The sequence below is a fragment of the Streptomyces sp. GL_140 genome (assembly GCF_057834465.1).
The window spans coordinates 6862451-6886965 of record NZ_CM174404.1; the positions used below are offsets into that span (position 1 = coordinate 6862451).

A 24515-nucleotide genomic window follows, 5' to 3' on the forward strand; every position below is an offset into this window, starting at 1 on the left:
CTCCGAAGTAATGATCGTCCGTCAATGAAGATGCGGACGAGCCAACTGTAGGTTGCGCGATATTCGAAAAAGATGAAGATTTCAGTTGTGACGTGCACCGCAGCGAAACGGTCATCATATGGTCACAATCGCCGCGCACTTCGGTCATGGACACCTGTGAGAGTCCTGTGCATCCCCCTCCATCCCGGACCCGACCGGATGTACAGGAAGGCCGATCAGCCGTGTGTGCACTGCTCGTGACCCCCGCTCAGCAGCTTCAGCTCCAGGACCGTCACCAGGCCCGTCCCCAGGATCGGCGCCGGGGTCAGGGGCTCACGGTGCGGTCCCTGTCCGTTCCGGAATACCAGGGCTTCCTTTCCCGCCACGGCACGGCCAGTTTTCTCCAGTACCCGTCATGGGCCCGGGTAAAGGACCTTTGGCGCTCGGAAAGGGTCGGATGGCACTGTCCGGACGGTGAAATAGAAGGTGCCGCGCTGGTGCTCTACCGGCAATTCCCCGGCACCCGCAAATACTTCGCCTACCTCCCCGAAGGCCCCGTGGCAGACTGGGCCGACCCGGACCTCGACCGCTGGCTGACCCCCCTCCTGGGTCACCTCAGGTCGGCCGGCGCGTTCGCCGTCCGCATCGGCCCCACCCCCGCCTACCGCCGCTGGGACGCGGCCACCGCCAAGGCCGGCACCGGTCCTGGACGTCAGATATCCGACGTGCTCGCCACCGAGGTCGACCCCGTCGGCGCCGCCCTCGCCGACCGCCTGCGCACCCGCGGCTGGAAGCGCTGCGGAGGCGAGGACGACGGCGACGCCCAGCCGCGCCACGTCTTCCGCGTCCCGCTCGCCGGACGCTCCCTCGACGACCTGTGGTCGGGCCTCAACCAGGAATGGCGGCGCAATGTGCGCAAGGCCACGAAGGCCGGCGTCGAGACGGTCATCGGCACCGCCGACGACCTGCCCGAGTTCTACCGGCTGCTGCGCATCACCGAGGAACGCGACGGCTTCCGGCTCGGCCGCTCGCTCGCGTACTACCAGCAGCAGTACGAGGCCCTGAACGCCGAGGAGCCCGGCCGCATGCGGCTCTACCTGGGCGTCCACCAGGGCGAGATCCTCGCCGCACACACCATGATCGTGGCCGGCCGCCGGGTCTGGTACCAGACCGGCGCCTCCGCCGACCACCGCCGCGAGGTCCGCCCCAGCAACGCCGTGCAGTGGCGCATGATGAGCGACGCACACGCACTCGGAGCGGACGAATACGACATGCGCGGGGTACCCTCCACCCTCGACCCCGACGAACGCTCATTCGGGTTGCTGCGCTGGAAGCTCGGCACCGGCGGGCAGGTCGTCGAAACCCTCGGCGAGTGGGAGACCTCGATGGACGGATGCGCCAACACGGCCCTCTACAAGGCGTTCCAGGCGTACATGGCCCGCCGGTGACCCTCGCAGACCCCAGAGCGGCCGACACCCCGGCCGCGACAGAGAACGACACCGACCGCGCAGCACCGGAGAAGACATCGGTGCTGCGCAGCGGCGCGCTCATGGCGGCCGGCTCGATCGTCTCCCGGGCCACCGGCTTCGTCCGCTCCGCCGTGATCGTCGCCGCGCTCGGCACCGAGCTGCTCGGCGACGGCTACGCGGTCGCCAACACCATTCCGAACATCCTGTACATCCTGCTCATCGGCGGCGCCCTCAACGCGGTCTTCGTCCCCGAGCTGGTCCGCGCCGCCAAGGAGCACAAGGACGGCGGCGCCGCCTACACCGACCGGCTGCTCACCGTCTGCACGACCGCGCTGCTGGTCCTCACCGCCGCCGCCGTGCTCGCCGCCCCGCTGATCGTCTCGGCGTACACCGGCTACAGCGGGAGCCAGGAATCCACCACCGTCGCCCTGGCCCGCTACTGCCTCCCGCAGATCCTCTTCTACGGGCTGTTCACCCTGCTCGGACAGGTGCTGAACGCCCGCGGCCGGTTCGGCGCGATGATGTGGACCCCGGTCCTCAACAACCTCGTCGTCATCGCCGTCTTCGGGCTCTTCCTCACCGTCTCCCACGGCGCCGGCGGCACCCTGACCGCCTCCGAGACCCGGCTGCTGGGCATCGGCACCACCCTCGGCATCGTCGTCCAGGCCCTCGGCCTGATCCCCTCGCTGCGCGCCGCCCGCTTCCGCTGGCGCCCCCGCTTCGACTGGCGCGGAAGCGGCCTCACCCGCCCGCTGCGCAACGCGGGCTGGCTCGTGATGCTCGTCCTGACCAACCAGCTCGCCTACTGGGTCGTGACCCGACTCTCCACCGCCACCGGCCGCCACGCCGTCGAGGCGGGGCTCGCGGGCGGCGCCGGGTACACCGCCTACAGCAACGCCTACCTGCTGTGGATGGTCCCGCAGGGCATCATCACCGTCTCCCTCGTCACCGCCCTCATGCCCCGCATGAGCGCGGCCGCCACCGACGGGGACCCGGGCAGGGTGCGGGCCGACGTCTCCTACGCGCTGCGCTCCAGCGCCGCCCTCGTGGTCCCCGCCGCCGCGGTCTTCGCGGCCCTCGCACCCTGGGTGATCGGCAGCGTCTTCGAATACGGGCGCACCGGCGCCGCCGACGTCACGGTCATGGCGGGGATGCTGGCGGCCTTCGCGCCCGGCCTGATCTCCTACTCCGCGCAGTACGTGCTCTCCCGCGGCTTCTACGCCCTGTCCGACACCCGGACCCCCTTCTTCCTCAACCTGGTGATCGCCGCCCTCAACGCCGGGCTCTCGGCCGCCGCGTACTTCCTGCTGCCCCCGCGCTGGGCCGTCACGGGCATGGCCGCGGCCTGCTCGGTCGCCTTCACCGCGGGCGCCGCCGTCACCGCGTACGTCCTCGCCCGCCGGCTCGGCCCGCGCACGGGGACCCGTACCGAACGCCGCAACACCGCGGCACGGACCCACCTGCGGCTCCTCGCGGCCTGCGCGCCCGCGGGCGCCGCCGGGTACGCCGCGGCGCTCGCCGCCGACCGGTTCGGGAACTTCGCGGGCGTCGGAGCGGGAACCGCGGCGATCGCCCTCGTCGTCGTCCTCCTTGCGGGACCACTGCGCCTGACGGAGATCACCGACCTGCTGGACTCCGTACGCCGTAAGGTCGGCCGCTGACGGGATGACGCCCCGCTTCCTGCCACCGCGTCTCGGCCGGACGGGGGAGGAAAACGATCGACGAGCTTGGAATACTGACCCGATGCCACGTGTACTGCTGATCGAGGACGACCCTTCCATCCGGGAAGGGGTCGGCCTGGGCCTGCGCCGACGCGGCCACGAGGTGAGCGCCGCCGAGACCGGCGAGGCCGGACTCGCCCTCATGACGAGCTTCCGCCCCGAACTCGTCCTGCTCGACCTCATGCTCCCCGGCATCAACGGGGTCCAGGTCTGCCGCCGGATCCGCGAGACCAGCCAGGTCCCGATCATCATGCTCACCGCGCGCGGCGACGACTTCGACATAGTCGTCGGCCTGGAGGCCGGAGCCGACGACTACATCGTCAAACCCGCCCGCACCGAGGTCATCGAAGCCCGCATCAAGGCCGTGCTGCGCCGCCTCGCCGATCCGGCCGGAGGCCGCCCCGACGTGGACGTCCACGGCGGACTGTCCATCGACCGCAGCGGGCTCACCGTCGCCAAGAACGGCGAACGCGTCCCCCTCGCCCCCAGCGAGATCAAGCTCCTGCTGCACCTGTCGGCCTCGCCCGAGCAGGTCTTCTCGCGCCAGCAGCTCCTCGAATACGTCTGGGACCACAGCTACCACGCCGACGCCCGGCTGGTCGACGCCTGTGTACGACGCCTGCGCACCAAGATCGAGGATCCCGACTCCAGCCCCCGCTACATACAGACCGTGCGCGGCTTCGGCTACCGCTTCGGTCCGCTGTAGGCGCGCGCCGTGAGACGCATCGCACCGCTCGGCCTGCGCACCCGGTTGATGGCCGCCTTCCTGCTCGTCGCCGCCATCAGCGCCGTCAGCACGGCGGCCCTGACCTACCAGCAGGCCCGCACCGCCATCCTCAAGCAGAGCCAGGACACCGCCGTCAGCACCCTGCGGGACCTGATGGACCAGCAGTCCATCCAGCTGCCGCTGGACCAGGAGCAGCTCCAGCGGATCGTCCTGGACCTCGGCAAGCGGGGCCAGCCGCACCCCTGGATCATGTTCGCGGAGTACGGGACCCTGCGCGCCTCCACCAACCAGGTCCAGACCACCTCCACGGTCATCACCGACAAGCTCCGCAGCCAGGTGGCCACCAATCCGCACGGAGCCTTCCAGCGGGTGGAGGACCAGAGGGGCAACCCCTACCTCACCATCGGCATGCCGGCCGTCTTCAAGAACAACGGGTCCTACGAGCCCACCGGCGCCGTCTTCTTCGTCGCGATGCCGCTCTCCAACGAGAAGACCACAGTGGACGCCATGGTCGCCGCCGCGAGACAGGGGGCCATCCCCGGCCTCGCCATCGCGGTCATTCCGGCCCTGCTCGCCGCCCGCAGCGTCCTGAGGCCCGTACGGGACATGCGCCGCGCCGCCCAGCGGCTGGGCCGCGGCCGCCTCGACACCCGGATCGAGGTGCGCGGCGCCGACGAACTCGCGGGCCTTGCCCGCACCTTCAACGAGACCGCCCGCGCCCTCGAACAGTCCGTGAGCGAGCTCCAGGACGCCGAGGCCCGGGCCCGCCGCTTCGCCTCCGACGTCTCCCACGAACTGCGCACCCCGCTCGCGGGGATGCTCGCCGTCACCGAGGTCCTCGACGAGGACGCGGGCGGGCTCGATCCCGACACCGCCGCCGCGCTGCGCCTGATCAGCGCCGAGACCGGGAAGCTCGCCGTCCTCGTCGAGGACCTCATGGAGATATCCCGCTTCGACGCCCGCGCGGCCGAGCTCAACGCGGACGACGTGGACATCGCCGAGTTCGTCACCAAGACCCTGGAGCGCCGCCACTGGAGCGACGGCCGGGTCCTCACCGACCTGCAGCCCGGTGTCCGGGCCCGGCTCGACCCGCGCCGCTTCGACGTGGTCCTCGCCAACCTGGTGGGCAACGCCCTCAAACACGGCGAGGCCCCCGTCCACGTCACCGTGCGCACCGAGGTCCGGCCGGAGCAGGGAGCCGGCGCCGGAGCGGGCACCGGCGGGACGCGGCTGGTCGTCGAGGTGGCCGACAGCGGGCCGGGCATCGCCCCCGCCGTGCTGCCGCACATCTTCGACCGGTTCTTCAAGGCCGACGCCGCCCGCACCCGCTCCTCCGGAAGCGGCCTCGGCCTCGCCATCACCCTGGAGAACGTCCGGCTGCACGGCGGCACCCTGCGCGCGGCCAACGGAGCCGAGCGGGGCGCGGTCTTCACCATCGACATCCCCCTGGAGGTGGAGTCGTGACCAGACTCCGGACGGCTGCCGCCGCGGCCGTGCTGCTCGGTCCGCTGCTGCTCGCGACCGGCTGCGGCATCGCGACCACCGGGGTCGTCGAGAGCGGCGGGGCGGGCACCATGAACGTGGGCGGGCCCCAGTCCGCCCTGGTCTACTTCCTCTCGCCCGAAGGCACGCTCATGCCGGTGACCGTCACCGACCTGCCCCAGACCTCGGTCAGCGCCACCCTGTCCACGCTGCTGGCCGGCCCGAACGAAACCGCGCGCGCGGCGGGCCTGAGGACCGAGCTCCCGGCTCCGGAATCCCGGGAGTTCGCGGACGGCGTGATCAAGTTCGGAGTCGGCGACAACGGGCACGACGTCCGAGTGGTCCTGCCCTTCCCGACCACCTCCTTGCCCATCCTGGCCCGCCGCCAGGTGGCCTGCACGGTCGACTCGGCGGTGCGCAGGACCCCGGAGCCCAAGATGGTCCTCGTCGGCTCCGACGGGAAGCAGGTGGAGGTGACCTGCGGGATCCGCGACTGACGCGCCCGCCCGCCCTTCCCTCCCTTCGCGCGCGGCCCTTCGCCCGCTCCTCCGCCCGGCTTCCCGCGCGGCACCCTTGCGGGCCGGGACCGCGCCCCGCCACCGTGTGGGGCATGGACCCAGCCGCAGCCCCCGACCACGTCCCGGACGTCTTCGACCCCCGCGTCTACGCCGAAGGCGTCCCGTACGACCGCTACCGGCTGCTGCGCGACCGCCACCCGGTGGCCTGGCAGCCCGAGCCGGAGGTCCTCGGCTGGCCCGCCGGTCCGGGCTTCTGGGCCGTCACCCGGCACGCCGACGTGGTCCGCGTCCTGCGCGACCACGCCACGTACTCCTCCCACCTGGGCGCCACCCAGATCCGCGACCCCGACCCGGCCGACCTGCCCTTCCTGCGGCGCACCATGCTCAACCAGGATCCCCCCGAACACGGAAGGCTCCGCCGGACCGTGGCCCGCGCCTTCACCCCGGTACGCGTCGACGCCTTCGCCGCCCGGGTCCGCGAGCGCGCCCGTACGCTGCTGCGCGCCGCCCGCGACGGCGCCGAGGACGGGAGCGCCGACCTGGTGCGGGCCGTCACCGACGAGTACGCGCTGCTCAACCTCACCGACCTGCTGGGCGTCCCGGCCGCCGACCGGGGCCTGCTCCTGGAGTGGACGGTGCGGATCATCGGCTACCAGGACCCCGAGGACGCGCCCGCGCCCCTGCTCGGCCCGGACGGCAAACCGCTGAACCCGCGCTCCCCGGCGCTGCTGGGGGAGATGTTCGGCTACGCCCGCGAACTGGCCGCCCACAAGCGCGCCCACCCCGGCGACGACGTGATGACCGCGCTCGCGCTCGCCGGGCTGCAGGACGCGGAGCTGGAGATGTTCTTCTTCCTGCTCACCGTCGCGGGCAACGACACCGTGCGCAGCGCCGCGCCCGGCGGCCTGCTGGCCCTGGCCCGCGACCCGGACGCGTACGCCCGGCTCGCGCGGGGGCGGGTCCCGGTGGACCGCGCCGTCGAGGAACTCCTGCGCGTCCACCCGCCGGTGCTGAGCTTTCGCCGCACGGCGGCCGTGGACACCGAACTGGCCGGGCGGCCGATCCGGGCCGGCGACAAGGTGGTGGTCTTCCACGCCTCCGCCAACCACGACGAGCGGGTCTTCCGCGACCCGGGCCGCCTCGACCTCGCCCGGACGTCCAACCCGCACGTCTCCTTCGGCGACGGCCCGCACGTCTGCCTAGGTGCCCACTTCGCGCGGCTCCAGCTGAGGGTCCTCTACGAGGAGTGGCGCGACGGGATGCCCGCGCCCGAACTGACCGGGGAGCCGCGCCGGCTGGTCTCCAACTTCATCAACGGGATCACACGGCTGCCGCTGCGGGTGTCCGGGCCGGCCCGGTGACGTCGGCGACCAGCTCGGTGACGTCGGGGCCGTAGGCATCGGAGTTGATGACCTTGAGCAGGATGCAGAAGGAGTCGTGGCGGTAGGTGTCGGCCAGCTTCCGGTGGTGCCTCGCCAGGTAACGGGCCGCCGCCTGATTGCTGTTGGCGGTCTGCCCGCACAGCAGGAACACCGGCCGTGACCCCTGCCCGGTCGTCAGCCGCGCCAGCAGCACGTACTCGACGAGACCCTTCTCCCAGCGGTACGTCTCCCCGCCGACGGTGATGGCCCCGCGGTCCGGAAAGGGCTCGCTGGAGACGATGATCCGCACTCCGGGGAGCATGGAGGACAGGTGCGCCGTCGTCCGGGCGTTGGAGGACGGCCCGCCCACGCAGAACTCGGCCCGCTCGCCGAAGCCCTGACGGGCGCCGTCGTGGGTCACGATCTGCACGTTCGCCCCGCAGTCCTTGATCAGGGCGGATATCTCCAGCAGGGCGAAGGCGTCGTTGCGGTGCAGCGACGAATCGGTGCCCCCCATCTGCCGGTTGACCACGAACAGGCAGTCGGAGCCGGTCGGCAGCCCGAAGAAGGCCTGCTTGCGGCGCAGCGCCCGGCGCCACAGATAAGTCCGGGAGAACCACCCGAATCCACCACTGACGGCGGTGGCCACCACCCCCAGCACGATGTTGCGCACGTCGTCGTTCATGCCGCGGATGTTAACGCTCGTCAGGCCGTCCTGACGCGGGGGGTGCGGTGAAGTTAAAGTGCCCAGCCTAGGCCTGGGGCCAGGGGGGCTGACAGGTCGTCGACTGGAGGTACGGATGCGTCGTCCCGCCGCAGCACGTCAGTTAGCGCTCCTCGCACTCGCCGGTGCGCTCGTCTCCACCGGCGCCGCCGCCCCGCCGTCGCAGGCGGCCGGGGGCGGGACTCCGGCGAAGGTGCCGGTGGCCGTCGGGTACGGCGGGGCCGTCGCCAGCGTGGACGCCGATGCCAGCGCCGCCGGGATCGCGGTCCTGCGCTCCGGGGGCAACGCCGTGGACGCGGCCGTCGCGACGGCCGCGGCGCTCGGAGTCACCGAGCCCTACTCCTCCGGGATCGGCGGAGGCGGCTACTTCGTCTACTACGACGCCCGTTCCGGTCGAGTGCGCACCATCGACGGGCGCGAGACCGCCCCGGCGACGGCCACCGCCACGCTGTTCCAGGAGAACGGCCTGCCCATCCCCTTCGCCGAGGGACAGACCAGCGGCCGCGGCGTCGGAGTCCCCGGCACCCCGGCGACCTGGCAGAGCGCGCTGGAGGCCTGGGGCACCCGCTCGCTGGGCCAACTCCTGAAGCCCGCCGAGAAGCTGGCCCGTGACGGGTTCACCGTCGACGCCACCTTCCGGGCGCAGACGGAACTCAACCAGGACCGTTTCAAGGACTTCCCCGACACCAAGAAGCTGTTCCTGCCCGGCGGGGCCCTCCCGGTGGTCGGATCCACCTTCAAGAACCCCGATCTGGCGGCCACTTACTTGGAGATCGGCCGCAAGGGCGCGGGCGCCCTCTACCGCGGACCGCTGGCCGAGGACATCGTGCGCGCCGTCCGGACGCCTCCGGTGGACCCGGCCGCCACCCGTGTGGTGCGCCCCGGCGACCTGACCGCCGCCGACCTGCGCGCGTACGCCACCAAGCGGCAGGACCCGACCCGGGTCGGCTACCGCGGCCTGGACGTCTACAGCATGGCCCCGTCCTCCTCCGGCGGCACCACCGTCGGCGAGGCGCTCAACATCCTGGAGCGCTCCGACCTCGGCTCGCTCTCCGAAGCCCAGTACCTGCACCGCTACATCGAGGCCTCGCGGATCGCCTTCGCCGACCGCGGCCGCTGGGTCGGCGACCCGGCCGCCGAGGACGTGCCCACCAAGGAACTGCTCTCCCAGCGGTACGCGGACACGCGCGGCTGCCTCATCGACCCGGGCAAGGCGCTGACCAGCCCGCTCGCTCCGGGCGATCCCCGGCACCCGGTCGCCTGCGGCGCCGGCGGGCAGGCCGCCCCGACCACCTACGAGGGGGAGAACACGACGCACCTGACCGTCGCCGACCGCTGGGGCAACGTGGTCTCGTACACCCTGACCATCGAGTCGACGGGCGGCAGCGCCATCACGGTCCCGGGCCGCGGCTTCCTGCTCAACAACGAGCTGACCGACTTCTCCTTCGCCCCGGCCGCGCCCGGCGTCCCCGACCCGAACCTGCCCGGCCCCGGCAAGCGGCCGCGCTCCTCGATGTCCCCGACCATCGTGCTGGAGGACGGCCGTCCGGTGCTGGCCGTGGGCTCCCCGGGCGGAGCGACCATCATCACCACCGTGCTCCAGACCCTGATCGGGCACCTGGACCGCGGGCTGCCGCTCGGTGATGCCATCGCCGCACCGCGTGCCAGCCAGCGCAACCAGACCACCACCGAGCTGGAGCCGGGCCTGTGGAACAGCCCGGTCCGCGCCGAGCTGGAGGCGCTCGGCCAGGGCTTCCGGCAGAACCCGGAGATCGGCGCCGCCACCGGCGTCCAGCGGCTGCCCGACGGGCGCTGGCTGGCCGCGGCCGAGCCGACCCGCCGGGGCGGCGGCGCGGCGATGGTGGTGCGCCCGTACGGGAAGCCGTAGCGGGCACCGAGCCGTAGCGGGTCCCTCTAGAGGGCGGTGAGGATCCTCGGGCCCTCGGTGGTGATCGCGACCGTGTGCTCCGCGTGCGCGGCCCGGCTGCCGTCGACGGTCCGCAGGGTCCAGCCGTCCGCGTCGTGGGTGTAGTCGTCGGTGCCGCCCGCGATCAGCATCGGCTCGATCGCGATCACCATGCCGGGGCGCAGCTTCATGCCGCGCCCCGGCGGGCCCTCGTTGGGTACGCCCGGCTCCTCGTGCATCGAGCGCCCGATGCCGTGGCCGCCGAAGCCGTCGGGGATGCCGTATCCGGCGGCGCGGCAGACCGTGCCGATGGCGTGGGCGATGTCCCCGATGCGGTTGCCGGGCAGCGCGGCGGCGATCCCCGCGGCCAGGGCGGCCTCGGCGGTTTCGATGAGCCGCAGGTCGGCGGGGCGGGCCCGGCCGACCGTGAAGCTGACGGCGGCGTCGCCGACCCAGCCGCCGAGCTTGGCCCCGCAGTCGATGCTGACCAGATCGCCGTCGCGCAGCCGGTAGCCGTCGGGGATGCCGTGCACGATCGCGTCGTTGACCGAGGCGCAGACGACGGCGGGGAAGGGCACCGGCGCGAACCGCGGCCGGTAGCCGAGGAACGGCGAGCTCGCGCCGGCTTCCCCGAGCACCTCGCGGGCCACCCGGTCCAGCTCCAGCAGGGAGACTCCGACGTCCGCCCGGTCCCGGACGGCGGCGAGGGTGTGCGCGACGACGCGCCCCGCGGCGCGCATCTCGTCGATCGAACGGTCTGTCTTCAGATTCACCATGCCAATAACTATACCGGTATAAGTTTACCGGGATAGTTATTGGTGTCCGGGGTAGGATGGGGTCATGGTCCGTACCCCTCTCACCCCCGAAGAGCGCGAGCGCGGCGAGCGTCTGGGCGCCCTGTTGCGCGCGGCCCGCGGCGATCGCAGCATGGTCGAGGTCGCGGCCAGCGCCGGGCTCTCCGCCGAGACGCTCCGCAAGATCGAGACCGGCCGGGCCCCGACGCCCGCCTTCTTCACCGTGGCCGCCCTCGCCGAAGCCCTCGGGCTCTCGCTGGACGACGTGCTGCGACGGTGCGCCTTCGTTCCGGTCTGACGGACCCGGCCGGCCCGGCCGCGCCTTCGGGTGAGCCGGCGTCCCCAACACTCTCGACGCCCCCAACACCCTCGGCCGATCGGCCGCCTCAGCCTGCCGTTCGGGCGGGCCCGGCGGCCGATCGGCCCAATCGGCGGTGGGGCGGCCGGGGCGCGGGGCAAGCGTGAAGCGTGCCAGACATGAACGCATCCGCATCCAAGCGACTCGGTCTCGGACTCGTCGGCGCCCTCCTCGCGGGCGGCCTGCTGCTCGCGGCATGCGCCGCCCCCGACGGCCGGGCCCACGCCAAGGCCCCGGACGAGGTGGTCTTCCGCCACCCGGGCGTCGTCGTCAGCCACACCCGGCTCCAGCACGCGAAGCAGATGATCGCGGCCGGCAAGGAGCCGTGGAGCTCGGCGTACCAGGCCCTCCTGAAGAGCCGCTACGCCTCCCTCGACTACACGGCGCACCCCGCCGACATCGTGCCCTGCCCCTTCAACTCCGGGCCGCAGTCCTGCCTCGACGAACGCCAGGACGCGATCGCCGCCTACACCCACGCCCTGCTGTGGTCGGTGAACGGAAGGACCGCCCACGCCCGCAAGGCCGTGGAGATCATGAACGGCTGGTCGGCGGTGATGAAGCGGCACGCCGAGGGCAACGCCGGCCTGCAGGCCGCCTGGTCCGGCTCCACCTGGGCGCGGGCCGCCGAGATCATCCACGCCGACTACCCGAACTGGGAGAACGTCCAGGTCACCCGGTTCAAGGAGATGCTGCGCACCGCCTACCTCCCGGCCGTCCGCGCGCAGGTGCCGACGTACAACGGCAACTGGGAGCTGGCGATGACCGACGCCGCGATGGGCATCGCCGTCTTCCTCGAGGACCAGGCCGTCTTCCGGGAGTCCCTGGAACGGTTCCGTGCGCGCGTCCCGGCGTACTTCTACCTGAAGAAGGACGGCGCGCACCCGCTCGCCCCGCCGCGCACCGGCATCGACTCGCCGGACAAGGTGAAGGCGTACTGGTTCGGCCAGGGGACGTACGTCGACGGCATCGCCCAGGAGACCTGCCGCAACCTCATGCACGTCGGCTACGCCCTCGCCGCGTCCGCGCACATCGCGGAGACGGCGTGGCACCAGGGCGTGGACCTGTACGGGGAGCAGGGTGAGCGGCTCAAGGCGGCGCTCGAGTTCCACTCGAAGTACCAGCTGGGGGCCGAGGCTCCCGAGTGGCTGTGCGGGGGCAAGGTGGAGCGCACCATGGGCCCCGACCTGGAGGTCGCGCTCCAGCACTATGAGCTGCGGACGGGCGCCAGACTTCCCTTTACGCGCGAGCTGGTCGAGAAGACGCGGCCGGCCGGAACGGACGACCTGTTCGTGGCCTGGGAGACGGTCAGCCACGGGGAGGCGACCCCCGCGGCCCAGCCCTCGCCCTAGCCCTCGCCCCGGCCCTCGGCCCGGCGCTCGCCTTGCGCGTAGGGTCGGGCGCATGACGGTTACGGTCGAGGACCTGGGCAGAGCGCGGTACGTCAGTCTCACCACCTTCCGCAAGGACGGCACACCGGTGGCGACGCCGGTGTGGGCGGCGGCGGACGGTGGTGAGCTGTACGTGTGGACGCGGAGCGATTCGTGGAAGGTCAAGCGGATCCGCAACAACGGGCGTGTCACGGTCAGCGCGTGCGACGTGCGCGGCCGAGTGGCGCCGGGGACTCCGGTGGTCGAAGGCCAGGCGCGGCTGCTCGACCAGGCCGGGCTGGACCGGGTGCGCAAGCTGATCTCGCGCAAGTACACGTGGCAGTACTGGGTCCTGGACGTCCCGGCCGCGCTGGCCCGGCGGGGCAAGCGTCCGCACGAGGGGATCGGCATCACGCTTGACGAGACTGCCGTCCAGCTTTGAGATTCCTGTAGCCCGCCCGTAACACGGGTGGGATCCAATGCGGGCATGGAGACCGCGACTTCGCTGGTGATCGGCCAACTCTCCGGCTACATGCGGGGGTTGACGCAGAGGCTCGATCCCGGGACGGGCTGGTACGGGGAATTCCTGCGGCGGGACCCGGAGGGGATGCGGGCCTGCCTGGACGGGGCCGCGATGCCGCCGTGGGACGTACTGGAGTCGCTGCTGGGCGATTTGGCGGGTCTGGCGGGTCAGGGCGGAGCCGCCGGAGCGCCCGGAGCGGTCGACCCGGCTGCGATCGCGCGGGAGACCCGGTACGCGGCCGGACTGCGGGCGGCCGCGGTCGAGGCCTGGGACCGGCTGCCCGGCGGTGTCGAGGAATTGCACACCCTGCTGGCCGCGGCCCTCGCGCAGCGCTCGCAGGCCCAGGCCTCGCTGCGCGCGCTGTCGGCCCGGCTCGACCGGACGGCCGACCCGGCGCTGGCGGACGCCCTGTCCCGGGAGCTCTCGTGGACCCGCGACGACGCGGCCCGCGCGGCGGCCCGGCACGAGGACCTGACGGCCCGGCTGGCGGCACTCGCTCCGTCGACGGGCCGCCCCGGTTGGGCGGCTCCACCGGCCGAGGCGACCCGAACGGGACCCGCAGCCCCCGCGAGCTCCGCTCCACCCGCCGACGACGCCCTGGCAGGGGTCCCGAGGCAGCGCTCCGGCGGGCCTGAGCAGGGCTCGGGCCGGGTCGAGGGGAGTTCGGACGGACCCGGGCAGCGCTCCGGCGGGGACGGCGGGGCCGAGGCTCCGGTCGGTCGCGCCGAGGGGCGCTGGCTGCGCGGAGCCCGGCGGACCGGCGGAGCCCGGTTCGCGGGCGCGGCGGTCCCCGAAGCCCGGGAGTTCACCCCGCCCCCGGGGCACCCGTCGACCGAAGCCCCCCTCCGCGGCGCCCGCTTCGGCCGGCCCGTCCGTCCGTCCGAAGAGGGCGGATCCGGGGCCGGGGCGGAGCCGGACGCCGAAGCCGGCCTCGGCGCCGACCACGGCCGCGGCTCCATCGGCGACCCCGGCCCCGGCCCCGCAGCCGGCCCCGCAGCCGGCTTCGCCGCCGGGGCGGAGCCCGCAGCCGGTTCCGCAGCCCATCCGGCCGCCCATCCCGCCGCCGGGGCGGAGCCCACCGCGCAGCGCCCGACCCGGGATCCCGTCGGCGGGATCGTCTCCGCGCTCATCGCGCTGCGTGCGCAGAGGCGGAGCGGGGAAGCGCACGCGTTGCTCTGCGAGGCCGCCGCCGGGCCCGTGGAGTGGCTGCCGGGGCTGGGGGAGGAGCTGGTCCGGGCCGGGCTGGCGGCCGACTGGGCCACCCTGCTCTGGGAGGCGGCCTCGCTGCCCCCCGCCCGCTTCGCCGCGGCCGCCGGGGTGCTCGGCCCGGCCGACTGCGCGGCGCTGCTGCGCCAGGGCGCCGCCCGGCCCGCCGCGGAGATCGCCGAAGCCGCCCTCGCGCTCGGCGAGGCCGGCCGGACCCACGAGGCCGACGCCCTGCTCGAAGCCTTCGTCAGGGTCCGCACCGCCGAGGAGTCGGCCCGCCTCGCCCGCCGGGATCCGCAGTGGTTCGCGCCCCGCCTGCTGCGCGCGGCCGAAGCGCTCTCGCGGACGCACCACCGGGATCTGCTGCATGCACTGCGCGTCGCGAAGCTGTCCGTCTCCTGACGGATAACGACCGAGTGTTGACGTAGCGGCGACGTCTATTGATCGACTACTCCAACTGTGCGAGGCGGTCTTGCTCCGCGCTGTGCCGAGGCCTACCTTCAACTCCCTACGCGCAGCCGTGCACCCCTCTACGTGCGTAGAACTCGGCGTACCCGTCGCGAGGAGCAGCTCATGGCCCAAGTCGTCCGCGCCGCACTCGTCCAGGCCACCTGGACCGGAGACACCGAGTCGATGATCGCCAAACACGAGGAGCACGCCCGCCGGGCGGCCGCCCAGGGCGCGCAGATCATCGGCTTCCAAGAGGTCTTCAACGCCCCCTACTTCTGCCAGGTCCAGGAACCCGAGCACTACCGCTGGGCCGAGGCCGTCCCCGACGGGCCCACCGTCCAGCGCATGCAGGCACTCGCGCGCGAGACCGGCATGGTGATCGTCGTGCCGGTCTTCGAGCTGGAGTCCGAGGGCTTCTACTACAACACCGCCGCCGTCATCGACGCCGACGGCAGCTACCTCGGCAAGTACCGCAAGCACCACATCCCCCAGGTCAAGGGCTTCTGGGAGAAGTACTACTTCAGGCCGGGCAACCTCGGCTGGCCCGTCTTCGACACCGCCGTGGGGAGGGTCGGCGTCTACATCTGCTACGACCGCCACTTCCCCGAAGGCTGGCGCGAACTCGGGCTCGCCGGAGCTCAGTTGGTGTACAACCCGTCCGCGACCTCCCGGGGCCTGTCCGCGTACCTGTGGCAGCTGGAGCAGCCCGCCTCCGCCGTCGCCAACGAGTACTTCGTCGCCGCGATCAACCGCGTCGGCCAGGAGGAGTACGGCGACAACGACTTCTACGGCACCAGCTACTTCGTCGACCCGCGCGGCCAGTTCGTCGGAGAGGTGGCCAGCGACAAGGAGGAGGAACTCCTCGTCCGGGACCTCGACTTCGATCTGATCAAGGAGGTCCGCGACCAGTGGGCCTTCTACCGCGACCGCCGACCCGACGCCTACGGAGGGCTCGTACAGCCGTGACCAACCCGATCCCCCTGCACAGCCGCCACCGCTCCGTCCTGCCCGACTGGCTCGCGCTCTACTACGACCGGCCCATCGAGCTCACCCACGGCGAAGGCCGCCACGTCTGGGACGCCGACGGCAACCGCTACCTGGACTTCTTCGGCGGCATCCTCACCACGATGACCGCCCACGCCCTGCCCGAGGTCACCAAGGCCGTCTCCGAGCAGGCCGAGCGGATCATCCACTCGTCCACCCTGTACCTGAACCGGCCGATGATCGAACTCGCCGAGCGGGTGTCCGCGTTGTCCGGGATCCCGGACGCCCGGGTCTTCTTCACCACCTCCGGCACCGAGGCCAACGACACCGCCCTGCTGCTCGCGACGACGTACCGCCGCTCCAACCAGATCCTGGCGATGCGCAACAGCTACCACGGCCGGTCCTTCTCCACCGTCTCGATCACCGGCAACCGCGGCTGGTCCCCGACCAGCCTCTCGCCGCTCCAGACGTACTACGTGCACGGCGCCGTCCGCTCCCGGGGCCCCTTCGCGCACCTGAACGACGCCGACTTCACCGCGGCCGCCGTCGCCGACCTCGAAGACGTCCTCGGCCAGGCCCGCGGCGGCCTCGCCGCGCTCATCGCCGAACCGATCCAGGGCGTCGGCGGGTTCACCTCCCCGCCCGACGGGCTCTACGGGGCCTTCCGCGAGGTCCTCGACCGCCACGGGATCCTCTGGATCAGCGACGAGGTGCAGACGGGCTGGGGCCGCACCGGCGACAACTTCTGGGGCTGGCAGGCCCACGCCCAGAACGGCCCGCCGGACATCCTCACCTTCGCCAAGGGCATCGGCAACGGCATGTCCATCGGCGGAGTCGTGGCCCGAGCCGAGGTGATGAACTGCCTCGACTCCAACTCCATCTCCACCTTCGGCGGTTCACCCGTCACCATGGCCGCCGGCAACGCCAACCTCGCGTACCTCCTCGAACACGACCTCCAGGGCAACGCCCGCAGGGTCGGCGGCCTCCTGCTGGAGCGGCTGCGGGCCGTCGCCGCGACGGTGCCGGCCGTACGGGAGGTGCGCGGCCGGGGCCTGATGGCCGGACTGGAGCTCACGAAGCCCGGTACCGACCAGGCCGATCCCGACGCGGCCGCGGCCGTACTGGAGGCCGCCCGCGCCCGCGGCCTCCTCCTCGGCAAGGGCGGGGGGCACAACACCAGCGTGCTGCGCATCGCGCCGCCGCTCTCCCTCACCGTCGCCGAGGCGGAGGAGGGCGCCGGCATCCTCGCCGAGGCCCTCGGCATCCTCAACCAGTAACCGGGGAGACGACGTACATGACCATCCGCACCCTCATCCGAGGCGGCCTCGTCATCACGGCCTCCGACGAGCTCCACGCCGACGTGCTGATCGAGGACGGCCGCGTGGCCGCCCTCGCGGCGCACGGCACGGCCGCCGCCGAGACCTGGACGGCCGACCGGACGATCGACGCGAGCGGGAAGTACGTCATCCCCGGCGGGGTCGACGCGCACACCCACATGGAGCTCCCCTTCGGGGGCACCTCCGCCTCCGACACCTTCGAGACCGGAACCCGGGCCGCCGCCTGGGGCGGCACCACCACCATCGTGGACTTCGCCGTGCAGACCCCCGGCCACGCCCTGCGCGAGGGCCTCGACACCTGGTACGCCAAGGCCGACGGCCAGTGCGCCGTCGACTATGCCTTCCACATGATCCTCTCGGACGTCAACGAGAGCACCCTGAAGGAGATGGACCACCTGGTGGGGGAGGGCGTCACCTCCTTCAAGAGTTTCGTTGGCTCACGTGACCAGGAATTTCCACGGCGGCTCGGCGACCTAGTGGGTGCGGGCGCCTCGTGCTGAACGACGCGAGGGCCAGCGGTGTGGGCTGCCGGCGTCGCAACGGCTTGTACCGCCGACCGGACCACCGCATTCCGTGCGGTGGTCCGGTCGGCGCCCCTCTTGGTTCGGAATTGCAAGGCGAAGGGAATTCTCGGGCATGACTAGAACTCTCATTACCGGCGGCCTTGTGATTACGGCTTCCGACGAGTTGCACGCGGATGTCCTCATCGAGGACGGCCGTGTCGTGGCGATGGCGACAGCGGGCAGCCAGCAGTGGACCGCTGACCGGGTGATCGACGCCTCGCGTAAGTACGTGATTCCGGGCGGGGTCGATGCGCACACACATATGGAGCTGCCATTCGGCGGCACCTTCGCGTCGGACACGTTCGAGACCGGGACCCGAGCCGCAGCCTGGGGCGGCACGACGACGATCGTCGACTTCGCAGTGCAGACACCCGGGCACTCCCTCCGAGAGGGATTGGACACCTGGTACGCGAAGGCCGACGGGCAATGTGCGATCGACTACGCATTCCACATGATCGTGTCCGACGTCAATGAGCACTCCCTCAAGGAAATGGACGGACTCGTCGAAGAAGGCGTAAGTTCGTTCAAATTGTTTATGGCATATCCGGGAGTCTTCTATTCGGATGACGGGCAGATCCTGCGGGCGATGCAGCGGGCGTCGGGCAACGGCGGGCTGATCATGATGCACGCGGAGAACGGCATCGCGATCGACGTCCTCGTGGAACAGGCTCTTGCCCGTGGAGAGACGGACCCGCGCCACCACGGCGAGGTCCGGAAGGCCCTCCTGGAGGCGGAGGCCACGCACCGCGCCATCCAGCTTGCGCGAGTGGCCGGCTCACCTCTCTACGTGGTCCATGTCTCGGCGGAGGAGGCCGTAGCCGAACTGGCCGCTGCCCGAGACAAGGGCCTCCCGGTGTTCGGGGAGACCTGCCCGCAATACCTCTTCCTCTCCACGGACAACCTTGCCGAGCCCGATTTCCAGGGGGCGAAGTACGTCTGCTCCACTCCGCTGCGTCCGCGCGAGCACCAGGCGGCGTTGTGGCGGGGGCTGCGGACCAATGACCTCCAGGTGGTCTCGACAGACCACTGTCCGTTCTGTTTCCGGGGTCAGAAGGAGCTGGGGCGGGGCGACTTCTCGAAGATCCCGAATGGGCTGCCGGGGGTGGAGAACCGCATGGATCTGCTCCACCAGGCGGTCGTGGACGGGCATATCAGCCGCCGTCGCTGGATCGAGATCGCGTGTGCGACCCCGGCCCGGATGTTCGGTCTCTATCCGCAGAAGGGCACGATCGCGCCGGGTTCCGATGCCGACATCGTCCTTTACGATCCGCACGCCGAGCAGGTCATCTCCGCCGAGACGCACCACATGAACGTGGACTACTCGGCGTACGAGGGCAAGCGGATCACCGGACGCGTCGACACCGTGCTCTCGCGCGGCGAGGTGGTCATCGACCGGCGCGAGTACACGGGGCGGGCTGGCCACGGGGCCTTCGTCCATCGCTCCACCTGTCAGTACCTGTAAGGCACACGCACGCCCGCACGCAGCAGCAAGGAGCCATGCATGGACTTCGGCCTCGTCCTGCAAACCGACCCGCCAGCCTCCCAGGTGATCAGCCTCATGAAGCGCGGCGAGCGCAACGGATTCCGCTACGGCTGGACCTTCGACTCCGCCGTGCTGTGGCAGGAACCGTTCGTCATCTACAGCCAGATCCTCGCTAACACCCAGCGCATGCACGTCGGCCCCATGGTGACGAACCCGGGCACTCGCACTTGGGAGGTGACTGCGTCCACGTTCGCCACCCTGAACGACATGTACGGCAACCGGACGGTGTGCGGGATCGGTCGTGGTGACTCGGCGATGCGGGTCGCCGGCCGCGCGCCGAACACCCTGGCCCGGCTGGGCGAGGCCATTGACGTAATCCGTGACCTTGCGGAGGGGCGTGAGGCCCAGGTCGACGGGAAGCCGCTGCAGATCCCGTGGATCCGGGACGGGAAGCTGCCCGTGTGGATGGCGGCGTACGGGCCCAAGGCCCTCGCGCTCGCCGGACAGAAGGCCGACGGGTTCATCCTGCAACTCGCGGATCTCTACCTCACCGAGTGGATGATCAAGGCGGTCCGGCAGGCCGCCGTGGAGGCGGGCCGCGACCCCGACTCAATCACCATCTGCGTGGCCGCCCCCGCGTACGTGACGGCCGATGACTCGGCGGGGGCGCTGGCCCACGCGCGGGACCAGTGCCGCTGGTTCGGCGGGATGGTCGGCAACCACGTCGCCGACCTGGTCTCCCGCTACGGCGAGCACTCCTCGATGGTCCCGGACGAGCTCACCGAGTACGTCAAGTCCCGCCAGGGCTACGACTACAGCCATCACGGCCGGGCCGGGAACCCATCCACCGACTTCGTCCCCGACGAGATCGTCGACCGCTTCTGCCTCCTGGGTCCGGCCGAGGCCCACATCGCGAAGCTGAAAGCGCTGCGCGACCTGGGGGTCGACCAGTTCGCCGTCTACGACATGCACGACGCCCGCGAGGCCACGATCGACGCCTACGGCGCGCAGATCATCCCGGCGCTCACCAGATGACCGTCATGACCGTCCGCATCAGCTGAAAGGCCAGGCAGCATGACCGCGACCGTCCCGCCCGAAGGACCGATATCCGACACGGCGGGGCGCGTCGAACTCCCGCCGGGCACCCGCCTGTCCGACAGCCGCTTCGTCAACGACGACCTGCTGCCCGTACCGGTGGCCCGCCGGCGGTGGACCACGTACAACTTCGTGGCCCTGTGGATCGGCATGGCCCACTGCATCCCGTCCTGGACCCTGGCCTCTGGTCTGGTCGCGCTCGGCATGGACTGGAAACAGGCCGTGCTCACCATCGCGCTCGCCAACGTGATCGTGCTGCTGCCGATGCTGTTGACCGGACATGCCGGACCCAAGTACGGCATCCCGTTCCCGGTTCTGGCCCGCGCCTCGTTCGGGATGCGCGGAGCGAACCTGCCGGCCTTGGTGCGCGCCGCGGTGGCCTGCTGCTGGTTCGGCATCCAGACCTGGATCGGCGGCCAGGGCATCTTCCTGCTCCTCGGGAAGATCTTCGGGGGATGGGCCGGCGCGTCCGAGGTCGGCGGCTACCCGTGGACCCTCTGGCTGTGCTTCGTCATCTTCTGGGCGCTCGAACTCGCCATCATCTACCGGGGCATGGACACCCTGCGCCGCTTCGAGAACTGGGCCGCCCCCTTCGTCCTCGTCGGCGCCGTCGTCCTGCTGATCTGGATCGCGAACAAGGCGGGCGGTTTCGGCCCGCTGCTGCACGAGCCGTCGAAGGTCGGCTGGGGCGCGGACTTCTGGAAGGTCTTCTTCCCGGGCCTGATGGGCATGATCGGCTTCTGGTCCACCCTGTCGCTGAACATCCCGGACTTCACGCGCTTCGGGAAGGGCCAGCGCGCGCAGGTCTGGGGCCAGACCCTCGGCCTGCCCACCACGATGACGGCCTTCGCGCTGATCTCCGTTCTGGTGACGGCCGGTTCGCAGAAGGTCTACGGCGCGGCGATCTGGGACCCCGTCGCACTCGCCGCCAAGACCGACAACGTCTTCGGGCTGCTCTTCGCCCTCGTCACCGTCCTCGTCGCGACGATCTCGGTGAACCTCGCCGCGAACGTCGTCTCACCGGCGTACGACCTCGCGAACCTCGCACCCAAGGTCATCAACTTCCGTACGGGAGCGCTCATCACGGGTGTCCTCGGCGTCCTCGTCATGCCGTGGAAGCTCACCTCCACGCCCGAGCTCTACATCTTCACCTGGCTCGGCACTGTCGGCGGGCTCCTCGGCACGATCGCCGGGATCCTGATCGCCGACTACTGGATCATCCGCCGTACCGTGCTGCACCTCACCGACCTGTACGTGGCCGGCGGCCGCTACTGGTACGCCGCGGGCTGGAACTGGCGGGCGGTCGCGGCCTTCGCGGCGGGCGGGGCGCTCGCCGTGGGCGGCTCGTACTCGACGCTCGACGCGAAGGGCAACAAGGCGGGTCCGTTCCCCACGGACGGGATCATCCCGCTCCTCAAACCCCTCGCGGACTACGGCTGGGCCGTCGGACTCGGCGTGTCACTCACCGTCTACGTGGTCCTGATGGCAGGCAGGCGGCGCCCATGAGCGGCACCGTCTTCGATCAGCAGGGGAGCCGCGCCCCAAAGCACGATGCCCTTCTCGACCGAGGCAATACGGCATGCCCTGCCCGCCGATCCGACAAGCATTGAATTCTGTTCGCGCCTCACTGGCCCTGGATTCTGCGTCATGTCATACGGGTCCTAAGACGTGTAACGAGAGAAGTGCCTGGGCATGAAGTGGATGCAAGTGGTCCCTCACCGGAAACGTACTCAACCGATTCTGCGGGGCCTAATCGATATGGGTAGTGGAATCCCTCCATCTCCTCGTGTGTGATAAATGGGTGGCGAATCGATGCACGTCGAGATGTGTATGGCCGAGGGCTGTTGCAGGGAGCCGGCCGTAAACGTGATCTTGAAAGCGCGCCCGTTCGGCATGGAGGAGCGTCGGCGGTTGGCGGTTATCCTTCTCGGCGATGGCCGGGCAGACACTGATCGAGGCGCCTGCTTGTCTGAAGTTGTACCAGTACCCACCCCGTTGTCTGTGCGTCCAACCGGCGGGTTCTTTCGTGCCGGTGACTCGACTCTGGGTGAGTGAACGGGACTGGTGAACGTCGAATCCACCACCCTCATTCGTGTGGCTGTCTATCTTCGGGTTTCGACAGTCGGGCAGCTATGTGGCTACGGTATCGATATCCAGCTGAGTGAATGTATCGCCTGGCTTGATTTCGCAGTGGGGAAGGGGCGGTATTCCTATGATGTGTATACCGATGGCGCAGTGTCGGGGAAATTGGCCCGTCGGCCGGACTTGACGGAACTGGACGCCGATTTGGCGCGATGCCTTTACGACGTGGTCGTGTTCGGAAAGCTCGACCGCATCGGCCGCACGATGAGGGAGATCCATCGCTGGGTCTACGACACCACGGACATCGAGACCCGCCGGGGGCAGCGGGTCCGTGTGGCGACTGCGGACGGCCGCATCGACAGCGAACATCCCATGTTCGGCATCCAGCTGAGCCTGCTCGCCTACGTGGCAGAGCTGGAGCACGCCCTGCTCCTGGAACGGACCCTGAGAGGCCGAGAGATGAAGCTGGCAGCGGGGGGGCTGGCCCGGGGGCGTCGCACCGTTCTGGCTGATGCTGCCAGCGAGGGGGGACTGTGAGGCGCCGACCCTGCGGGCCCAGGGAGTGGAGCTACTCGATGTCGGAGCCTGGCTGATCGCCGATGAGCAGCTGAGCGCCGCAGAGGCGGCGGGGAACCTCAACGCGCTGGGGTATGTGACGGCACGGGGCTTGCCGTGGACAGGGGGAGAACCTGGCCAGGGTCTTCCAGCAGACGGCCCTGGATGGCTACGTCGCTTTTCGGTTCGCACGGCATCGCGGGGCCGGCCACGATCGCGAAGTGGGCGATGGGACGCCGCTACCGGAGGAGGCGGTCCGGATTGCTGTGCCGATGCCGCTTCCTGCGGGCCGTGTCCGCCAGGTACGGGCCGCGCTTGCGCGCCGGTCTTACGCGAGGGAAGAGCAGAAGACGTACCTGCTGTCGGGCCGGACCACCTCCTTGTGCGGGCATCACTACATCGGGGCACACAGGGAGGACCGCGGCCGCACCACCTACCGGTGTACGGGGCGTCGCTCCGACCCGCCCTGCAGCTGTGGCGAGATCGTGGCCGGCCCGCTGGAGGACGCGGTGTGGCGTGAGGTCGCCAAGCTTCTCGTCGACCACGTCCAGCTCCGGGTAGTGGCTGAAGACTTGCTTGGTGTCGTTCCTGGCCAGGAGAGATCGCTTGACGAACGCCTGGCCGATCTTGATGCGCGCATTGAACGCTGCCGCCACGTGAGGAAGAAGAAGCTCGTTGCCCTCGCGGGGGCCGTTACGGCAGAAGGGAGCGAGAACTCCAGCTTCGTCCAGGAACTGCGGACGGCTCTTGCTGAGGTCGGAGACGACTTTGCTGACAAAGATCGACGGCTAGGACAGTTGCGTGGGGTCGTCGCTGGCCGCTTGGCGGCGGCGCAGCGGCAGGAGATCCGGGCGAGACGCGTACTGGAGGGTGGTGTGGACGTGCAGCGCCGCCTGGATTTGCTCGACGTTGAGCAGCGACTGGAACTGCTTGATCTCCTGGGCGTTGAGGTGCGTACTGTCACGAAGGTTCCGGGCGCGGTACGGGCAGCGGGTTGCCTGTTTGAGGCCTGGTTCAATGAGCGTCAACGTGCCGTGCCTCGGCCGTTGACCGATGACCAGTGGGCCGCGTTGGCCTCGTGCTTTCCTGTGCCGCGGAAGCGGTCACGCGTGGTGCCACCGCGAGTGGCCTTCGAAGCAGCGCTGTACAAGGTGCGCCACGGCATCCGGTGGGATGCTCTCCCGGTGGGGGTACTGCAGGGGCAGCGTCCGCAAGGCGTCTATCAGCGCGCCTTGGGTTACCTGAAGGACGGGTACTGGCAGCGCGCAGTGGACGCGCTGGGGGACTACGGGGGTACGGCGGTGCCGCCGTTGTACGTATTGCCGGACATCGAGATCACCTGCACTTTCGATGCGAGCCTGATGGCGCACTGGGGGCATTCGGGCTCTTCGTGACCCGCGCTGGGGCCTGCTGCTCCGCCGTATCCGGGTTCATGGTTGACGGGGTTGGCGCCGAGCGGTTTGGACGGCTAGGACTTCCGCGGGAACCGCTGGGTGTCGGCCGATCTGTCGCGCCCACCAGGCTGCGGCACGCATGTCTGTCCAGATCGGAATCGTTTTCCCTCCGGACTAGAGGCCTCCTTAAGCCTCTCGGGTCGGCGAGTTCACGTCACGGCGGCGGTCTTGGAAGAGGCCGGCTGGGGCTATATCGAGCCGCCCTCCCCTCGTGCGGGGTCCACGCCTCACGCATGGCGAAGTCGTGTGTACGTGCGCGCTTCGATCGCGCCTACATATCCATGAGTCCGAAATTGAGTCACTTTCAGCCATCAAGAGATCACGCTCCGCTATCGAAATCCAGTCATCCTGCGTGAAGCGCGGGTATGTAAGCAGGT

The 24515-nt window shown here is 70.7% G+C and carries 20 protein-coding genes and 1 pseudogene; 19 read left to right on the forward strand and 2 right to left on the reverse strand.

The window, feature by feature from the left end; genetic code table 11:
- Positions 1–317: 317 nt before the first annotated feature.
- The 6 genes from AC3IYJ_RS32060 to AC3IYJ_RS32085 all read left to right on the forward strand — a co-directional run bounded on the left by AC3IYJ_RS32060 (position 318) and on the right by AC3IYJ_RS32085 (position 7257).
- Positions 318–1427: a lipid II:glycine glycyltransferase FemX gene (locus tag AC3IYJ_RS32060; RefSeq protein WP_489398000.1), complete on the forward strand. Its 1110-nt coding sequence runs from the start codon at positions 318–320 to the stop codon at positions 1425–1427.
- Positions 1373–3109 carry a murein biosynthesis integral membrane protein MurJ gene (murJ, locus tag AC3IYJ_RS32065; protein ID WP_489398001.1) on the forward strand — a complete coding sequence of 579 codons (1737 nt, stop codon included), beginning with the start codon at positions 1373–1375 and terminating at the stop codon, positions 3107–3109. Before AC3IYJ_RS32060 ends, murJ begins: the two co-directional genes overlap by 55 nt.
- An 82-nt stretch (positions 3110–3191) precedes the next feature.
- Positions 3192–3875 carry a response regulator gene (locus tag AC3IYJ_RS32070; RefSeq protein WP_489398002.1) on the forward strand — a complete coding sequence of 228 codons (684 nt, stop codon included), beginning with the start codon at positions 3192–3194 and terminating at the stop codon, positions 3873–3875.
- A 48-nt stretch (positions 3876–3923) separates the two neighbouring features.
- Positions 3924–5360 (forward strand): ATP-binding protein, encoded by a 1437-nt coding sequence (locus AC3IYJ_RS32075; RefSeq protein WP_489402993.1) that lies wholly within the window; start codon positions 3924–3926, stop codon positions 5358–5360.
- Complete coding sequence (locus tag AC3IYJ_RS32080) at positions 5357–5875, forward strand: hypothetical protein (protein WP_489398003.1); 519 nt, start codon at positions 5357–5359, stop codon at positions 5873–5875. The genes AC3IYJ_RS32075 and AC3IYJ_RS32080 overlap by 4 nt, the downstream gene beginning before the upstream one ends.
- 113 nt (positions 5876–5988) lie before the next feature.
- Positions 5989–7257 (forward strand): cytochrome P450, encoded by a 1269-nt coding sequence (locus AC3IYJ_RS32085; protein ID WP_489398004.1) that lies wholly within the window; start codon positions 5989–5991, stop codon positions 7255–7257.
- On the opposite strand, the gene AC3IYJ_RS32090 is transcribed toward AC3IYJ_RS32085, so the two are convergent.
- Entirely contained in the window at positions 7217–7942 is a 726-nt protein-coding gene (locus AC3IYJ_RS32090) for a hypothetical protein (protein ID WP_489398005.1), read from the reverse strand. The genes AC3IYJ_RS32085 and AC3IYJ_RS32090 overlap by 41 nt on opposite strands.
- A 115-nt stretch (positions 7943–8057) precedes the next feature.
- On the opposite strand from AC3IYJ_RS32090, the gene ggt reads away from it, so the two are divergent.
- Positions 8058–9869: a gamma-glutamyltransferase gene (gene ggt / locus AC3IYJ_RS32095; RefSeq protein WP_489398006.1), complete on the forward strand. Its 1812-nt coding sequence runs from the start codon at positions 8058–8060 to the stop codon at positions 9867–9869.
- A 26-nt stretch (positions 9870–9895) separates the two neighbouring features.
- Here ggt and map read toward each other — a convergent pair whose 3' ends face one another.
- Complete coding sequence (map, locus tag AC3IYJ_RS32100; protein ID WP_489398007.1) at positions 9896–10663, reverse strand: type I methionyl aminopeptidase; 768 nt, start codon at positions 10661–10663, stop codon at positions 9896–9898.
- 64 nt (positions 10664–10727) lie between these two features.
- Between map and AC3IYJ_RS32105 the strand changes: the two genes are divergently transcribed.
- From AC3IYJ_RS32105 to AC3IYJ_RS32160, 12 genes and pseudogenes are all read left to right on the forward strand, one after another.
- Positions 10728–10979, forward strand: coding sequence for a helix-turn-helix domain-containing protein (locus tag AC3IYJ_RS32105; protein WP_489398008.1), 252 nt, complete (start codon positions 10728–10730; stop codon positions 10977–10979).
- Positions 10980–11158: 179 nt separating this feature from the next.
- Entirely contained in the window at positions 11159–12388 is a 1230-nt protein-coding gene (locus tag AC3IYJ_RS32110) for an alginate lyase family protein (RefSeq protein ID WP_489398009.1), read from the forward strand.
- Between the two features lie 52 nt (positions 12389–12440).
- Positions 12441–12848 (forward strand): PPOX class F420-dependent oxidoreductase, encoded by a 408-nt coding sequence (locus tag AC3IYJ_RS32115; protein WP_489398010.1) that lies wholly within the window; start codon positions 12441–12443, stop codon positions 12846–12848.
- Positions 12849–12893: 45 nt separating this feature from the next.
- Positions 12894–14537: a hypothetical protein gene (locus tag AC3IYJ_RS32120; protein ID WP_489398011.1), complete on the forward strand. Its 1644-nt coding sequence runs from the start codon at positions 12894–12896 to the stop codon at positions 14535–14537.
- Between the two features lie 171 nt (positions 14538–14708).
- Positions 14709–15551, forward strand: coding sequence for a nitrilase-related carbon-nitrogen hydrolase (locus AC3IYJ_RS32125; protein WP_489398012.1), 843 nt, complete (start codon positions 14709–14711; stop codon positions 15549–15551).
- The gene (locus AC3IYJ_RS32130) at positions 15548–16846 is read left to right on the forward strand and encodes an aspartate aminotransferase family protein (protein ID WP_489398013.1); all 1299 of its coding nucleotides are present in this window, start codon (positions 15548–15550) and stop codon (positions 16844–16846) included. The genes AC3IYJ_RS32125 and AC3IYJ_RS32130 overlap by 4 nt, the downstream gene beginning before the upstream one ends.
- A gap of 17 nt (positions 16847–16863) precedes the next feature.
- A pseudogene (locus AC3IYJ_RS32135) lies at positions 16864–17340 on the forward strand (amidohydrolase family protein); the annotation flags it as partial.
- A 202-nt stretch (positions 17341–17542) separates the two neighbouring features.
- Entirely contained in the window at positions 17543–18931 is a 1389-nt protein-coding gene (gene hydA, locus AC3IYJ_RS32140; protein WP_489398014.1) for a dihydropyrimidinase, read from the forward strand.
- A 39-nt stretch (positions 18932–18970) separates the two neighbouring features.
- Complete coding sequence (locus AC3IYJ_RS32145; RefSeq protein WP_489398015.1) at positions 18971–19987, forward strand: TIGR03842 family LLM class F420-dependent oxidoreductase; 1017 nt, start codon at positions 18971–18973, stop codon at positions 19985–19987.
- Between the two features lie 39 nt (positions 19988–20026).
- Positions 20027–21553 (forward strand): NCS1 family nucleobase:cation symporter-1, encoded by a 1527-nt coding sequence (locus tag AC3IYJ_RS32150; protein WP_489398016.1) that lies wholly within the window; start codon positions 20027–20029, stop codon positions 21551–21553.
- Between the two features lie 558 nt (positions 21554–22111).
- Positions 22112–22666 carry a recombinase family protein gene (locus tag AC3IYJ_RS32155; RefSeq protein ID WP_489398017.1) on the forward strand — a complete coding sequence of 185 codons (555 nt, stop codon included), beginning with the start codon at positions 22112–22114 and terminating at the stop codon, positions 22664–22666.
- Between the two features lie 290 nt (positions 22667–22956).
- Positions 22957–24078 carry a transposase gene (locus AC3IYJ_RS32160; protein WP_489402994.1) on the forward strand — a complete coding sequence of 374 codons (1122 nt, stop codon included), beginning with the start codon at positions 22957–22959 and terminating at the stop codon, positions 24076–24078.
- Positions 24079–24515: the final 437 nt, after the last annotated feature.

Excerpts from the sequence above, each read along its gene's own strand:
- murJ (WP_489398001.1), top strand. The coding sequence starts at position 1,373 with ATGCGCCAACACGGCCCTCTACAAGGCGTTCCAGGCGTACATGGCCCG.
- AC3IYJ_RS32070 (WP_489398002.1), top strand. The coding sequence starts at position 3,192 with ATGCCACGTGTACTGCTGATCGAGGACGACCCTTCCATCCGGGAAGGG.
- AC3IYJ_RS32075 (WP_489402993.1), top strand. The coding sequence starts at position 3,924 with ATGGCCGCCTTCCTGCTCGTCGCCGCCATCAGCGCCGTCAGCACGGCG.
- AC3IYJ_RS32085 (WP_489398004.1), top strand. The coding sequence starts at position 5,989 with ATGGACCCAGCCGCAGCCCCCGACCACGTCCCGGACGTCTTCGACCCC.
- AC3IYJ_RS32090 (WP_489398005.1), bottom strand. The coding sequence starts at position 7,942 with ATGAACGACGACGTGCGCAACATCGTGCTGGGGGTGGTGGCCACCGCC.
- ggt (WP_489398006.1), top strand. The coding sequence starts at position 8,058 with ATGCGTCGTCCCGCCGCAGCACGTCAGTTAGCGCTCCTCGCACTCGCC.
- map (WP_489398007.1), bottom strand. The coding sequence starts at position 10,663 with ATGGTGAATCTGAAGACAGACCGTTCGATCGACGAGATGCGCGCCGCG.
- AC3IYJ_RS32105 (WP_489398008.1), top strand. The coding sequence starts at position 10,728 with ATGGTCCGTACCCCTCTCACCCCCGAAGAGCGCGAGCGCGGCGAGCGT.
- AC3IYJ_RS32110 (WP_489398009.1), top strand. The coding sequence starts at position 11,159 with ATGAACGCATCCGCATCCAAGCGACTCGGTCTCGGACTCGTCGGCGCC.
- AC3IYJ_RS32115 (WP_489398010.1), top strand. The coding sequence starts at position 12,441 with ATGACGGTTACGGTCGAGGACCTGGGCAGAGCGCGGTACGTCAGTCTC.
- AC3IYJ_RS32120 (WP_489398011.1), top strand. The coding sequence starts at position 12,894 with ATGGAGACCGCGACTTCGCTGGTGATCGGCCAACTCTCCGGCTACATG.
- AC3IYJ_RS32125 (WP_489398012.1), top strand. The coding sequence starts at position 14,709 with ATGGCCCAAGTCGTCCGCGCCGCACTCGTCCAGGCCACCTGGACCGGA.
- hydA (WP_489398014.1), top strand. The coding sequence starts at position 17,543 with ATGACTAGAACTCTCATTACCGGCGGCCTTGTGATTACGGCTTCCGAC.
- AC3IYJ_RS32145 (WP_489398015.1), top strand. The coding sequence starts at position 18,971 with ATGGACTTCGGCCTCGTCCTGCAAACCGACCCGCCAGCCTCCCAGGTG.
- AC3IYJ_RS32150 (WP_489398016.1), top strand. The coding sequence starts at position 20,027 with ATGACCGCGACCGTCCCGCCCGAAGGACCGATATCCGACACGGCGGGG.
- AC3IYJ_RS32160 (WP_489402994.1), top strand. The coding sequence starts at position 22,957 with ATGCCGCTTCCTGCGGGCCGTGTCCGCCAGGTACGGGCCGCGCTTGCG.